This window comes from Micromonospora terminaliae (genome assembly GCF_009671205.1).
Classification (GTDB): Bacteria; Actinomycetota; Actinomycetes; order Mycobacteriales; family Micromonosporaceae; genus Micromonospora; species Micromonospora terminaliae.
Window position 1 is genome coordinate 1,726,815 of the sequence record NZ_CP045309.1, and the last position, 13,774, is coordinate 1,740,588.

The 13,774-nt window shown below is 69.2% G+C and carries 13 protein-coding genes; 8 read left to right on the forward strand and 5 right to left on the reverse strand.

Annotation, left to right across the window (positions count from 1 at the left end; all coding sequences use genetic code 11):
* Positions 1-78: 78 nt before the first annotated feature.
* Positions 79-1,440 carry an MFS transporter gene (locus GCE86_RS07820; RefSeq protein ID WP_154226317.1) on the forward strand — a complete coding sequence of 454 codons (1,362 nt, stop codon included), beginning with the start codon at positions 79-81 and terminating at the stop codon, positions 1,438-1,440.
* Here the strand turns inward: GCE86_RS07820 and GCE86_RS07825 are convergent.
* Positions 1,437-3,272, reverse strand: coding sequence for an AMP-dependent synthetase/ligase (locus GCE86_RS07825; protein WP_154226318.1), 1,836 nt, complete (start codon positions 3,270-3,272; stop codon positions 1,437-1,439). The two genes, GCE86_RS07820 and GCE86_RS07825, sit on opposite strands and share 4 nt — an antisense overlap.
* 256 nt (positions 3,273-3,528) lie before the next feature.
* On the opposite strand from GCE86_RS07825, the gene GCE86_RS07830 reads away from it, so the two are divergent.
* Positions 3,529-3,939, forward strand: coding sequence for a VOC family protein (locus GCE86_RS07830; protein ID WP_154226319.1), 411 nt, complete (start codon positions 3,529-3,531; stop codon positions 3,937-3,939).
* Positions 3,940-4,257: 318 nt separating this feature from the next.
* Here GCE86_RS07830 and GCE86_RS07835 read toward each other — a convergent pair whose 3' ends face one another.
* From GCE86_RS07835 to GCE86_RS07845, 3 genes are all read right to left on the reverse strand, one after another.
* On the reverse strand, positions 4,258-5,106 hold the full coding sequence (locus GCE86_RS07835; protein WP_154226320.1) for an MBL fold metallo-hydrolase: 849 nt from the start codon (positions 5,104-5,106) through the stop codon (positions 4,258-4,260).
* Between the two features lie 27 nt (positions 5,107-5,133).
* Entirely contained in the window at positions 5,134-5,571 is a 438-nt protein-coding gene (locus GCE86_RS07840) for an Rrf2 family transcriptional regulator (protein WP_154226321.1), read from the reverse strand.
* A gap of 569 nt (positions 5,572-6,140) precedes the next feature.
* On the reverse strand, positions 6,141-6,872 hold the full coding sequence (locus GCE86_RS07845) for a TioE family transcriptional regulator (RefSeq protein WP_154226322.1): 732 nt from the start codon (positions 6,870-6,872) through the stop codon (positions 6,141-6,143).
* A 59-nt stretch (positions 6,873-6,931) separates the two neighbouring features.
* Between GCE86_RS07845 and GCE86_RS07850 the strand changes: the two genes are divergently transcribed.
* From GCE86_RS07850 to GCE86_RS07865, 4 genes are all read left to right on the forward strand, one after another.
* Positions 6,932-8,125, forward strand: coding sequence for an erythromycin esterase family protein (locus tag GCE86_RS07850; RefSeq protein ID WP_154226323.1), 1,194 nt, complete (start codon positions 6,932-6,934; stop codon positions 8,123-8,125).
* Positions 8,126-8,272: 147 nt separating this feature from the next.
* Positions 8,273-8,752, forward strand: coding sequence for an NUDIX domain-containing protein (locus tag GCE86_RS07855; RefSeq protein ID WP_154226324.1), 480 nt, complete (start codon positions 8,273-8,275; stop codon positions 8,750-8,752).
* Between the two features lie 130 nt (positions 8,753-8,882).
* Positions 8,883-9,341, forward strand: coding sequence for a pantetheine-phosphate adenylyltransferase (gene coaD, locus GCE86_RS07860; protein ID WP_244317226.1), 459 nt, complete (start codon positions 8,883-8,885; stop codon positions 9,339-9,341).
* Positions 9,334-9,609 carry a hypothetical protein gene (locus GCE86_RS07865; RefSeq protein ID WP_154226326.1) on the forward strand — a complete coding sequence of 92 codons (276 nt, stop codon included), beginning with the start codon at positions 9,334-9,336 and terminating at the stop codon, positions 9,607-9,609. The genes coaD and GCE86_RS07865 overlap by 8 nt, the downstream gene beginning before the upstream one ends.
* Positions 9,610-9,632: 23 nt before the next feature.
* Here GCE86_RS07865 and GCE86_RS07870 read toward each other — a convergent pair whose 3' ends face one another.
* Entirely contained in the window at positions 9,633-10,082 is a 450-nt protein-coding gene (locus GCE86_RS07870; RefSeq protein ID WP_154226327.1) for an AAA family ATPase, read from the reverse strand.
* Positions 10,083-10,642: 560 nt separating this feature from the next.
* Here GCE86_RS07870 and GCE86_RS07875 point away from each other — a divergent pair.
* Positions 10,643-12,499 (forward strand): FAD/NAD(P)-binding protein, encoded by a 1,857-nt coding sequence (locus tag GCE86_RS07875; RefSeq protein ID WP_154226328.1) that lies wholly within the window; start codon positions 10,643-10,645, stop codon positions 12,497-12,499.
* Positions 12,496-13,725: a putative PEP-binding protein gene (locus GCE86_RS07880; RefSeq protein ID WP_204342860.1), complete on the forward strand. Its 1,230-nt coding sequence runs from the start codon at positions 12,496-12,498 to the stop codon at positions 13,723-13,725. Before GCE86_RS07875 ends, GCE86_RS07880 begins: the two co-directional genes overlap by 4 nt.
* Positions 13,726-13,774 lie beyond the last annotated feature (49 nt).

The window sequence follows — 13,774 nt, forward strand, 5'->3', positions numbered from 1 at the left end:
GTCGCCGGGGCGAGGTGACACCTGTCATCGGCCCTTTGCGCTTTCGGCGTCTCCGTTCGCCTTTCCGGGAGCTCTGCTGTGTCCGCTCGTCGTTCCGCGATCCACCGTGTCCTTCTCGTTCTCCAAGGCCTGATCACTTCCCCTGTCGGCAGGAGAGATCGACGGCTGAGGTCAGCTCCGGCTTCAGACCTTGCTGACGAGACCGTCAGCCGCAACGTTCGCCTGCTGGGCTGGTTCAACTTCCTCGGCGACTTCCGCATGTACGGGCCAATCATGGTCATCTATTTTGGGCAGGTCACCGGCTCGTACACAGCCGCCGCAAGCCTGCTGGCGCTGAAAAAGCTGTCCTCCGCGGCGTTCGAAGTCCCCACCGGCGTGCTGTCCGACCGGCTCGGGCGTCGCGGCACGATGATCGCCGGTGCCGTCGTCATGGTGACCGCCCACCTCGGGTACGCCGGAGCTTCCGGCTATGGCCTCCTCCTGGCAGCTGTTGTGCTGGAGGGATTGGCGGCCTCGCTGTGGAGCGGCAACAACGACGCGCTTCTGTACGACACTCTGCTCGGAGCCGACCGGGAGGAGGAGTTCCCCCGGCACTCGGGCCGTGTGAACTCGATGTTCCAGCTCGCGCTCGCAGTGGCGGCGGCCATAGGTGGCGTGATCGCCGGCGCATGGTCGCTGCGTGCGGTGGTCATGCTGTCGGTCGTGCCGCAGGTGCTGTGCGTGCTCGTCGCCTTGCGGGTCCGAGAGCCGCGATTGCACGGCCCGCTGGAATCGAACGTGCTGGTGCATCTCGGTTCGGCCCTGCGCGGCATCCGCCGTAATCCGGTGCTCCGCCGGATGACTTTGGTGTCGGCGCTTCGATACAGCGGTGAAAGCGCGGCTCAGTTGTCACCAGTCTTCGTGGCAGGGCTGTGGCCGCTCTGGGCGCTGGGCGTGTGGCGCACCTTCGGCCATGGCGTGGCCTTCGTCGGCTTCAGCATCAGTGGTTGGATGATCGGCCGAGTGGGCGCGGCCCGTACGCTGCTGTTGGGTGAGTTGTTCGACAACCTGGCGAACTTCGTGGCGCTGGTCAAGCCGACGACATTTTCGCCCGTGCTGCTTGGGTCACCGACCTACGGCATGTCGACAATCGCCCAGCAGACGTTGCTGCAGCGCGAGTTCACCGATCGGGAACGCGCGACGATGGGTTCGCTCGGGTCGCTGCTCGGCAGCGTGCTGTACGCGCTCGTCGCCGTGGGGGCCGGCCTCGTGGCAGACCGTTGGGGCATCGTCGCGGCGTTGCTCGCGATCCAGGCAGTGGTCCTGGCCGCACTTCCGCTCGCCTGGTCGGTGCACGTACACGCTCTCCGCTACAGCGGAAAGGCCATCCGCTGGGGGCGGGCGCCGGCTCAACCGCGGCGGCCTGACCGACCCGGCGAACGTACGCGGTCAGAGCACTAGTGACCCGCGTAGAGGGCGTCGATCTCGGCGGCGCGCCGCCGCTGCACGACCTCACGCCTGATCTTCAGGGTGGGGGTGAGCTCACCGCTGGCCTCGGTGAAGTCGTCGGGCAGGATGCGGAAGGTCTTGATCGCCTCCGCCTTGGAGACCGAGCGGTTCACCCGGTCGACGGCTGCCTGGATCTCGCCGCGCAGGGCGGGGTCGTCGCGCAGTTCCGCCACTGACGCGCGCGGGTGACCGTGAGCGGTTCGCCAGCGGGACCATGCCTGCGGGTCGATGGTGATCAGAGCGGCCGCGTATGGCTTGGCGTCGCCGACGAGCATGCAGTGGCTGACCAGCGGGTCCGCGCGCACCTGGTCCTCCATCGGGGCGGGCACGATGTGCTTGCCGGCGGCGGTCACGAGGATCTCCTTCGTCCGTCCCGTGATGCGCAGGTAGCCGTCGTCGTCGAGGCTGCCGAGGTCGCCGGTGCGGAACCAGCCGTCGTCGGTGAACACCGCGCGGGTGGCGGACGGGTTGTTCCAGTAGCCCTGGAACACGACCTCGCCGCGGGCGAGGATCTCCCCGTCGTCGGCGATCGCCAACTCCACGCCCGGTAGCGGCCGGCCGACCGTGCCGATCCGCATCGCCGACGGCCGGTTCGCCGCCAGCGCCGGGGAGGTCTCGGTCAGCCCGTACCCCTCCAGCGCCGTCAGGCCGGCGCCGCGGAAAAAGTGCCCGAGCCGCTCACCGAGGGGGGCGCCACCGACGATCGCGATGCGGCACCGTCCGCCGAGCGCCGCCCGCAGCTTCCGGTAGACCAGCAGGTCGAAGACCTGCCGTACCAGCCGGAGCAGCGGCCCGGGCCCGGACGGGCGGTCGAGCGACCGGCTGTACCGCACCGCGACGCGGTCCGCGACGGCGAAGAGGCGGCCCTGGTGGTTCGCGATGGCCTTCTGCTGCGCCCGGTTGTACATTCTCTCGAACACGCGCGGCACCGCGAGGACGAACGTGGGCCGGTACCGGCGAAGCTGATCCATCACCCCGCTCATGCTGGCGCTGTGCACCATCGTCGCCCGGGTCTGCACCATCCCCACCTGGATCATCCGGGCGAAGGCGTGCGCCAACGGCAGGAAGAGCACCGTCGACGCCCGCTCGTGGAACAACTCCGGCAGGGCCGCGACCGCGTTGCCGACGTCGAGGCCGATGTTGCGGTGCGTCAGCACGCAGCCCTTCGGCCGGCCCGTCGTCCCGCTGGTGTAGACGATCGTCGCCACGTCCCCGCCCGACACCGCGCCACGCCGGGCCTCCACCTGCCCGTCGTCGACGGCCCGGCCCCGGCTCGCCACCTCGATCAGATCGCCGGCGTCGATCTGCCACACCTGCTTCAGCTCCGGCAGCCTGTCCCGTGCGCCGGTCAGCATCGCGCCGTGATCGGGTGTCTCCACCACGCAGGCCACCGCGCCGGAGTCGGCCAGGATCCAGGCCAGCTGCTCGGCACTCGAGGTGTCGTACACCGGAACGGTCACCGCGCCGATCGTCCACGCCGCATAGTCGACCAGCGTCCACTCGTAGCGGGTGCGGCTCATCAACGCCAACCGGTCTCCGGGCGCGACCCCTGCCGCGATGAGCCCGCGCGCCAACGCCAGCACGTCGTCGCGGAACTGGCGGCAGGTCACCGCACCCGGGCCGCCGACGCCGGACCGCTGGGCGGGCCACGACCTGATGTCCGGGTCCGGGCGCAGAAACTGCACCCTGTCCGGTTTCCGTCGCGCGTTCTCCCAGACCACGTCGGCCAGCCCCGCTGACTCGCGGCCGGTCACCTTCGGCTCCGCCGCGACACTGCCCCGCATGCCCCGTACGCCCCCTGGCTGTAGACCGGCGCTTCCCGGCGCGCGATTGCCCGAGGCGTCGCGGGGCAAACGCGTGACTGGCGCACCGATCGAGGTGACGCGCTCGGAAAGCGCCCGACGCGACTTGGGGCAGGATCTGCTGCAGCATTGGTCAGCGGGATCTTCGCAGTTGAGGGTGTAGTCGGGGTGCGCGGCGATCGCCGGCTAGGGCCTGTCTCAAAGTCCGGCTCATTTGATCTTGTGGCAAGATCGCGGGATGCTACGACTAACCGACTTCATCATCGATTGCCCGGACACGATGAAGCTGGCAGCCTTCTACTCCGGGGTGACGGGGCTCCCGGTCAAAGACGGCAGTAACGAGCACTGGGCCGGCATCAAGTTCGGCGAGATCGAACTGGCCTTCATCCAGGTGGAGGACTACCGCGCCCCGCAGTGGCCCGACAACGAGCACCCCAAGCAGTTCCACCTCGACTTCGAAGTCGACGACATCGAGGCCGAACAGAGCCGCATCCTGGCCCTCGGCGCGACCCTGCAGCAGGACTCCATCGGCCCCGACGGCTACGGCTGGCGCATCTACACCGACCCGATTGGCCACCCCTTCTGCCTCTGCCGCAACAAGGGTGTCACCTGGACCGACCAGGGCCCCATCTGGCCCAAGCGCGACTAGGCAGTGTCTCGAAGTGCGTAGCCACTCGTTGATCACGGTGACGTGAATGGCAGGGCATACACCTTCGGCACCGCGCACGGCGGTTGCCACAACGAGTTCGGTTTCGGAACTCACTCTTCGATCGCGATGCCGACCAGGTGAGGGAGTAGTGGCTCGACGGCATCACACAGCCGGATAACGAATCATCGCCCTACGTCCATCACACAGTTTGGCCAGAGCCTGAATGTTGCCTACAGAACCACCCGGCCGTGCGGGCCACGCCCAGGGCGTCACCCGCGCGCTGCGCTCCTGAGTGCGCAACGCCGACGGTGCCAGTCGCTACGCCGGTTTGGCGGCCTTGGCGCCGCCCCAGAGGGCGCCCGGGTTGGCGCGGCGCGGGTAGAGCTTGAGCATCCGGTCGTACAGCTCCTCCGCGGTCCGGGAGTCGTCCGCGGCGGCGGTGAAACTGCGCAGGTAGGCGGCGGTCTCGGCGAGGATTTTCGGGTCGTCGGACGCGTCCGGCTTCTTGTGACCCGCGACGACCGCTACCGGGTCGAGCGCGGCGAGCCGCTCGGTGGCATGCGCCCACTGCTCGCGCGTCTCCCGCGTCGTCTCGGCCGTGTACTGGTGGGTGTCGTTGTAGACGACGTCGCCGGCGACGATCAGGCGCAGGTCGGGAACCCACAGCGAGGTGGAGTCGGGCGTGTCGGTGAACCCGGTCTCGATCACCTGCAGCAGGTGGCCCTCGAGCTCGAACTGGTGGCCGTCGGCTGGCTCCGGGAAGACGATTTCCGGGATCTGGCCGGGGAACAGCTTTTCCCAGAATCCGTCGCGCCACTGGGGCTCACCCTGGGTGTGCGCTCGCGCCACGGATCCGGCTGTGGCGATCGCCTTCGCGTCCGGGAACGCCGCCAGGAGTTGACCGATGCCGAAGAAGTGGTCACCGTGGCCGTGGGTGATGAAGACGTAGGTCAGGTTGCGGCCGAACGACTTCACCCAGTCCACTAGTTCGGCGTTCTGGTCGATCGACGTGTACGTGTCGACCAGAACCGCGTCGTGTTCGCCGTAGATGAGGGTGGCGCTGTTGGCGACCCACTGCAGATCCTGCGGCCCGTGCGGCAGGTCGCGGGTGACGCCCTGCCGGGTTGCGGTGCGCACGGCGTACGCGAGGTTCGTGTTGTTGGTCATCGGTATCTCCTGGGATGTGTCGCCGGGTCAGGCGCCACTGACGGTGAGCGTGTCCCGCAGGACATCGGCGAGGCGGGTGCCGGCCAGCTCACGACGGATCGCGTCGTCGACGCGGGCATAAACGGGTGTGAGTGCCGGGCGGATGCCGCGGGCGACCGGGCAGGTCTTGCTGGGTTCGTTGCGGTGCAGCGCGAACGCCGCTTCCGCACCGAGTGCCTCGTTGATGTCCCACAGGCTGATGTCTTCCGGAGCCCTGGCCAGACGCCAGCCGGTGCCCGGGCCGCGCTGCGTCTCGATCAGGCCGGACTTGGCCATCTCGCTCATCAGCCGCCGGATCACCACCGGGTTGGTCGCCACGCTCTTCGCGATCTGCTCGGAGGTGGCGAACTTGCCGCCCAGGCGCTCGTTGAGGGTCATCCACGCGAGGGCGTGGGTGGCGATCGTCAGCTTGCTGTTGGCGCTCACGTGAGAACTGTAACCGAACCAGTTACACTTCTCGAGCGCGGGCCCCATGCAGCAAGGCGGCAAACCCGGATCTCCGGTTCTGCCGCCTTGGCGATACGGTGTTGTTCGGTCTGTCAGCAGTGACGCAGCTGACAGATCGCCGCGCCGGCCCCGGTGCTCGCACCGGTCCGGCGTAAGCCTCAGAGCCGGACCTGGCAGATCCTGGTCGTGGGTCTGGGCGCGTTCATCGCGATCTGGGCCGGTCGGGTGGAGCTGGGACGGCTGACCGGGTTCGTATCGTGCACCCGCTGCCGGGCATCTGGGACAGCTTCAAGATTGACACCACGATCACGCCGCCGCCGGGCATGGACGCCTACGCCGCGTTCACGCTGAGGGTCCGGTTGAGCTTCCCCGGTAGCCCGGAGACTTTGATCTTCCCCAGGTTCCCGGAGTCGTTCTGGTTGGTTTCAGGCGGCTGCCAGCGCCGCACAGCGACATCCTTCCAGGCCGCCCACTGGGCAAGCCATCTCAGATGTCACCTATCGGTGCAGCAGACCCACCCCACGACACGCCAACCTAACAAAGCACTACTAGGCCGTGTCCCCGCGCGTGGCCTGCCGGCAGGTGAGGTAGGCGTCGAGTGCGGCGGCGCCGGTGAGCATGGCGCGGCCGCGCGCCGAGAGACGGGATCGCCAGTCGCCCAACATCGACTCGAGGGGTGCGACGCCGCCGGCGGCGCGGACCTGGGCGATCAGCGCGGCGATCTGCTCGAGCCGGTAGCCGCCCCGCCTCAGCTGGTGGGCCAGCCGGGCGTCGCGCACGTCGGCGGCGCCGTAGACCCGGTAGCCGGTCTGCGGGTCGCGGCGCGGCTGGATCACTCCGGCGCGTTCCCACTTGCGGAGGGTGGCCGGGCGGAGCCCGAGCCGTCGCGCCAGGGGGCCGACGAACGTGTCGCCGCGTTCCTGGCGCACCGGCCCGAGGTCACGGAGAGCGGCCTCGACGGCCTGGAGGGTGCGGCGGTCGTCGAGGAGCTGGGCGTGGCTCTCGTCGATGAGCCGCAGCGCGTCCTCGGTGGCGCCGCGGTTGACCGCCCGCATGATCGCCGTGGTGGTCTGGTGGCCGTGCCCGGGCACCAGGGCGAGGAACGCGTCGAGGGCCCGCGCGTGCAGCGGGGTGTAGGTGCGGTAGCCGCTCTCGGTGCGCTCGGCGTCGGGCAGGACGCCGGCCGCCTCGTAGTTCCGGATCGCCTGCGTCGACAACCCGTGCCCGCGTGCCAGGTCGACCGGCCTCAGCCGTACCCCGTGTTGAAGGTTCTGTGCCACCGCTCTGCCTGAGGTTGCGGAAAAGTCTCCACCGACGGTTCAACGATACCGTTTAAGGAATGACTGACCTCGAATACATCGCCCAGGCCGTCGACGCCGCCACCGTCCGCACGCTGCTCCCGCACCGGCCGCGGGTGCTCGCCCTCGGTGAGCCCACCCACGGCGAGGACGTCCTGCTCGACCTGCGTAACGATCTCTTCCGGCAGCTCGTCGAGCAGGACGGCTACCGGACCATCGCCATCGAGAGCGACTGCCTGGCGGGCCTGGTCGTGGACGACCACGTCACCTCGGGCACGGGCACGCTCGACGAGGTGATGGAGCGCGGCTTCAGCCACGGGTTCGGCGCGTCCGCGGCAAACCGGGAGCTGGTGCGCTGGATGCGCGTGTACAACGAGGGCCGGCCCGCGGCGGAGCAGGTGCGCTTTGCCGGTTTCGACGGGCCGCTGGAGATTACCGGCGGCGCGAGCCCCCGCCTGGTCCTCACCGCCCTGCACGGCTGTCTCGCGGCCCGGGTCGACGCCGGCATGCTGCCCTGCACCGCGGAGACGCTGGAGCGGCTGATCGGCCCCGACGACCGGTGGACCGAGTCCGCCGCCATGATGGACCCGTCCCGGTCCGTGGGGCGGACGCCCGGCGCCGAGCGGCTGCGGCTGCTCGCCGACGACCTGGTGGCCCTGCTCGACGGGCAGGCGCCCCACCTGGCGTCCGCGTCGGAGGACTGGCACCGGGCCCGCCTGTACGGGCGCACCGCCACCGGCCTGCTGCGCTACCACTCCTGGATGGCCGACACGTCACCGGCGCGCATCACGCGGCTGCTGGACCTGCGGGCGTCGATGATGGCCGCCAACCTGCTCGCCCTCGCGGAGCGTGGCCCGGTGCTGGCGTACGCCCACAACAGCCACCTCCAGCGGGACAAATCGTCGATGCGGATGGGCGGCGGGCCCCTCGAATGGTGGAGCGCCGGCGCGATCGTCGAGGCGCACCTCGGCCGGGACTACGCCTTCCTCGCCACCGCCCTCGGCACGATCCGCCACCAAGGCGTCGACACCCCGCCGCCGGACACCCTCGAAGGGCTGCTGTACGCGCTGCCGAAGGACCGGCACCTCCTCGACGCCCGCCGTCTGGCCACCGCCCTGGCGGACCGGCCGCCCGCCGCCCGGGTGTCCCCGTGGTTCGGCTACGCCCCACTCGACCCGGCCCACCTGACCCGCGTCGACGGGCTCGCGTTCGTCAAGGACGGCCACGGCAGCTAGGCGCGCGCGGTCAGCGCTCGGGATGGCGGCGGATTCTCGTTCGCGAGTTCGATCTCGCGGACCTCGGCGGCCAGTTCTGCGCCGGATGTCCGCCGCCGCCCGGGCGGCTGGAGCGAGCGTGTCCTATCCCTGTGCTCTACTCCCGCCATGCATGTCGTCGTCACAGGTGCACTCGTTGAGAACGGCGCGGTCCTGCTGGTGCACCGCAGGCCAACCAAGCGGGCCTTCCCAGACGTCTGGGATCTGCCCGGGGGGCAGGTCGAAGCGGGTGAGTCGGAACTGCAGGCCCTCGCGCGTGAGATGCACGAGGAGCTCGGGGTGCACATTGTCGCGGAGTCCGCCTCACGGTTGGGCGTCGTGCACGCCAGCGTCGGTGAGGACGCCGTTCAGGTGGGCGTCTGGCACATCGGAGACTGGGTTGGCTCTCCGACCAACCGTGCACCCGACGAGCATGACGACATCGCTTGGGTCGGGATCAGCGAGCTGGGCGGCCTTCCTCTCGTGGATGGCGTGCTGGCGGCATTGCTTCGTTCTGTGCCCGAGCCTGACCGGCTGTTTCGTCGCAACGAGGCACGGACAGCCGCAGCGCCGAGCGGTCCAGCGAACCATCGCTGGTCATCGGCATGATCGGGCCTTGTCACGGGTTCCTCGTGGCGGTCAGTCGGTCGGCGGCAGATTAGGATGCCGGCGGGTACGGCTGGGTGGTCGTGGCCAGGTGATGGGAGTCGTGGTGACGGCTACGCCGGATGGTGGAGTGGTGCCGGGTTCGTTGGCGGTTTACCCCGGCACGTTCGATCCGTTCACCCCGGGGCACCACGACCTCGTGGCCCGCGCCCGGGTGCTCTTCGACCGGGTCATAGTGTTGCTCGCGGTGAACGCCGACAAGCGACCGACTGCCGAGGCCAGGACCAGGGCCGCGCGCGTGCGCGACGCCATGCCGGTGGCCTGGGGGAACGTCGAGGTGGACACCTGGGCCGGCCTGACCGCCGCCTACTGCCTGCGCCGCGGCGCCACGGTCATCGTCCGCGGCTTGCGTACGGCCGCAGACCTCGGCCACGAGTACCAGCTCGCCGCGATGAACGAGCAGCTCGGCATGCAGACCGTCTGGTTGCCGGCCCGTCCGCAGCTGGCCGCCACATCGTCCACGGTCGCACGGGCCTACCGCTCGGCACAGTCGGCCCGGCCTTCCCCGGCCGGAACATACGACCATGTTTGATCATCGCTGCCCACAGTGTGGTCGACGAGGGTCGGTCAACAAGCAGGAACGCCGCGACGAGCTGTGCTGGGCCTGCAGCGCGGCGGCAGCCTGGGATTCGCTCGACCCGGACGTGCAGTCCGCGATCGATACCGCGATCCGCCGCGGACCGATCCCCGGGCTGATCGCGATGCGCGACGCCACACCGCCGATCCGGCTGCCCCATGCTGCCGATCTGCTCCACTACCGGCTCGGTTCAGGGGTGGGTTTCGAGGCGGTTGACCGGTAGCCGGTCGCGCGCCTCCCGGCCGTTCAGGGCGCCGCGTCGAGCAACTGCTCCACGATGTCGGCCAGCTCGCCGACTGGGCGCTGGCCGTCGAGTTCCCGCGTGGCGCCACGCCGGAGCAACGGCTCCACCTCGCGCACGTAGCGCGCGATCTCGGCGCGCTGCTCGGCTGTCTTCCCGTACGGATTGGTCGACCGCGCCGTGACCCGATCGAGCAGGACGCCCAGTGGTGCACTCAGCAGGACCACGTGGTCAAAACGATCGTAGAAGTGACCCTGGTTCGCCACCGTCCCCGACACGACGACCACGGGCCGGTCCGTGAGCAGAGCCGCCATCCGTGGCTCGTCCCAGTCGCCGTCCGGCAACGTCCAACCGTCACTGTCGGTGTCGATGGTGTCGTAGCCGCGACGGGACAGCTCGGTCAGCAGGGTGGTCTTACCCGCCCCCGACATGCCCGTCACCAGCACTCGTGCCATCCATCGACCCTACGCAGAGGCCCGTACCAGCCTGAGCGTTCGCCTGTGCGTCGACGCCGGGCGGGTGCACGCACCGCATCCCGCAACGGCGAAGGTGGAAACCCGCGACGGCGCCCGCGAGGCTGTCACGAGGACGCCGACCGTCTCCTCTGATCTTGCATTACTTCGGAGGCTGGGCGGATCAAGACCTGTCACGATGGAGGTTGAGCCCTTATGATGGGGATCTTCGCGGCCGGCACCCTGCAATCCGAAGGATGCGACGTAATCGGCGATTCGAATGACACCGACCCCTGCGTTGTTTCAGTGGTGTCGCACAACTGCCCTTTATCGCGATGCCCGAAGCGCAGTTGTTCGGTATTCGGACCAGGATTCCAAGAATTCGTCGTTCGCGTCGCACCGGAACGCCTTCGCTCGCCCGCGTTGCGGGGCGACGTCGCCGTCCCGATGTCCTCCGCCTGCAGCGGAATGCCGGCCATCGTCCCCCCATCCGGGGGATTCAGGATCGAGGACATCCTCGGCGGGCCGTCGATTCCGGCCCGTAGACGACGACGGAGGCAGGTATGCGTCGCCCACGGATTCTCGTCATCGGCGCCGGCTTGGCCGGTACCGCCACGGCTCTCCGGCTTCTCCAGTTCGCCCGCATGCCGCTTGAAATAGTGCTGCTCGAGCGCCGTGCCGAATACCGGTACGCGGGCGTGGCCTACCACCGGGACGGCAATCCGTGGGGCCATGTCTTCAACATCCAGGCGGGCCGCATGTCGGCGTTCCGGGAGGACGTCGATGACTTCGTTCACTGGGCAAACAACGAGGCCGACCGTCGACAGTGGCCGGAGCCGTGGACCGACTTCGAGTTCGTCGAACACGGACCGGCCCCCCGCAGGATCTACCACGACTACCTCGCCGACCGGATGACGGAGGCGCGCCGCGAGGCGTATCCGGACGTCGACCTTGTTGAGGCCGAGGGTGAAGCGATCGATCTCACCGTCAGCGACCACCACGTCGAGGTGACGATCCGGGACGCCAACGGGACTGACGCCGAGCGCACCTCGACGCTGATCACGGATCACGTCGTTCTCGCGACGGGACTGGAACCCAAGTGGCCGGCGTTCGCCGTCGACGTGCTCGCACATGAGGCCTTCATCCAGCATCCGTACTCGACGGAGGGCGTCCACAGACTCCTGACCGTGCCACCGCAGGCGAACGTGGTGATCGTCGGGACGGTGCTCAGCGCGTACGACTCCGCGGCCCTGCTGCTGCGCCAGGGCCACACCGGCACCATCCATCTGGTCTCCAGGTCCGGCACCACACCCCGGGCCTACCCCGAGCATCACCAGCACGGCGTGGTCCAACTACCCGTTCCGGCACGTCTGCTCGAGCCGTACCGGAACCGGGACGACTTCCTCGCCCGGCTCCGCACGGAGTGGGAGGCGGCCTGCGCTACGGTGCGCGCGGACCACCCGGAGATCGACCCGATGGTCGTCTCGGAACGGGTGGCCAAGGCATGGGAACCGCACCTACCGATGATCATCGACCGGATTCCGACGGACGAGCTGCGCCGCCTGCTCGACGACTACAGCACGCGCATCGCCGCATTCCGCGTCGGCGCCGTGCGGTACACGACAGCGATCGTCGAGCAGGTGATGGCCGCGGAGAACGGGCCCGTGGAGATCGTCATCGGCAGGGTCGAGCGGGTGGAACCGGCCGGCTCGGAGCGGCTGGCCGTCACTGTCGCGGCGCCCACCACCACGCGCGTCATCACGGCCGACCTCGTGGTGTGCAACTTCGGCAGGGAGACCGACTACACGCAGGTCGACTCGCCGCTGTGGAAGAACCTCCTGGCCAAAGACCTGGTCACGCCACATCGCCGTACGGGGCGGGGCATCGAGGTCGACGACCGGGGCACACCGCTGAGGCCCGACGGTGAGCCGGTCACCTTGCTCTCCGCCATCGGCGTGATGCGGGAAGGCGACGAGATCGTGCGCAACGGACGCGCCGGCGCTTTCGCCTTCAATCTCGCCGCCATCAAGAATCACTCGATCGTGGTCGCCGCTCACCTTCTCGCACGACTCGAACTGGACAGTGACGACGCCGCGCGCCGCGCCGTGGCCGAGCGCCGTCGTGCGCTCGCCGCCGACGCGTCGACCCGACCGGAGTTGGAGGAGGCCGTCTCCCTCGAAGTCAGGCGTCTGGCGACACGGTCCCGGGACGAGCGCAGGCGCCTCGACGAGCGCCTGGAGGCCCACCTGCTCTCCATGGACAGCCGTCGCGCCAGCCGTCCGGACGGCACACACGGCCGCCTGACCCGAGCCGCGGTGAACCAGGCGGCGGTGGAGCGCCTCACGGACATCTCGGTCACACCGCGTCAGTTGCGCCGACGACTGCGAATAGTCACCGATGAAGATGCGGAGATCTCGTGATCGAACGACGGATCCGAGGCGTCCTGCTCACCCCCGGTACCACGCCGGTGGTGAGCGGACCCTGCAATCGCACCGCACGGCCGGTCGAGGGTTCGATCCTCGTCGTCCCCGCTCTCAGCCCGAGGCTGTACGACGCGATCATGGTCGCCCGCGCCGTCGTCTGCAGCTCGGGCGGATCGACGGCCCACATGCAGTCGATCTGCCGCGCCAAGGGCATCCCGGTTCTGCGCGTCGACCCCACCGACCTCGACATGCTCTCCGGTGAGGTGACGCTCGACCTGCAAACCCAGTCGATCCTCGTCGGCTCGGCCGGCAACCGCGCGGCGGAGCCGACGAGGACGAGTATGCCGTCGCCGGACGATCTCGGCTCGATCTGTGCGGTGATCGCGGACTCCCGGGACATCCGCACCATCAACACCAGCGACCCGGGCGTGACGCGAGTCGAGTCGTTCTTCCTGCGCGAGGAGTTCCTGTGCCTGGCTGCGGCCCTCAGCCCGATCGACGCGCTGCATAGCGGGACGGCCAGTGTCGTCGCCTACGGGCGGGCCATCGCGGACCAACTGGAGACCTACGTCAAGCTGCTCCTGCCGGGCCAGCGGCTCGTCCTGCGGATGCTCGATCTACGTTCCGACGATGCTGCCCGCATCACGGCACGGGCCCCCATACATCCCGAGCCGAACCCCGACATGGGTCTGCACGGCACACGGTGGCTTCTCCGGTCGGCTTCGTACCCCCAGGCGTTGCACGTCATGTTGGAGACCTTGCGGGTGCGCCTCGGCGCCGAGGCGGGCCGCGTGAGCCTCTCCGCCCCGTTCCTCAACGACGCCGAGGAGTTCGAAGAGCTCCGCCCCCATCTCGGGCTGCCGGCCGAGGCGCCCCTGTCGGCGTTCATCGAGACGCCGGCGGCGGTCCATGCGACGTCGGCGATCTGCGCCGCTGGTGCCCATGAACTCTTCATCGGCACCAAGGACCTGGTGCAGTTCTATCTCGCCGCCGACCGCAACAATCACCTGGTGGCCGAGTCCTATCGCACTCGGCACCCTGCCGTGCTCGACGGCCTGGGCAGGGCCATCGAGGACGCGCGGAAGACCCGCACGCCGGCCCGGGTGTTCGCGCTCGGCGCGGACCTCAAGTACTACCTCGAACGGCTGCCCACTCCCACTGGCTACATGATGTGCGTCGGCGAACTCCAGCGACTGCTCCCGACGCCTCTCCAGACTGTCTAGGGTCGCTCCTGCCGATCATGCAGCGGTCGGTCAGCCAACGGTGACCTCA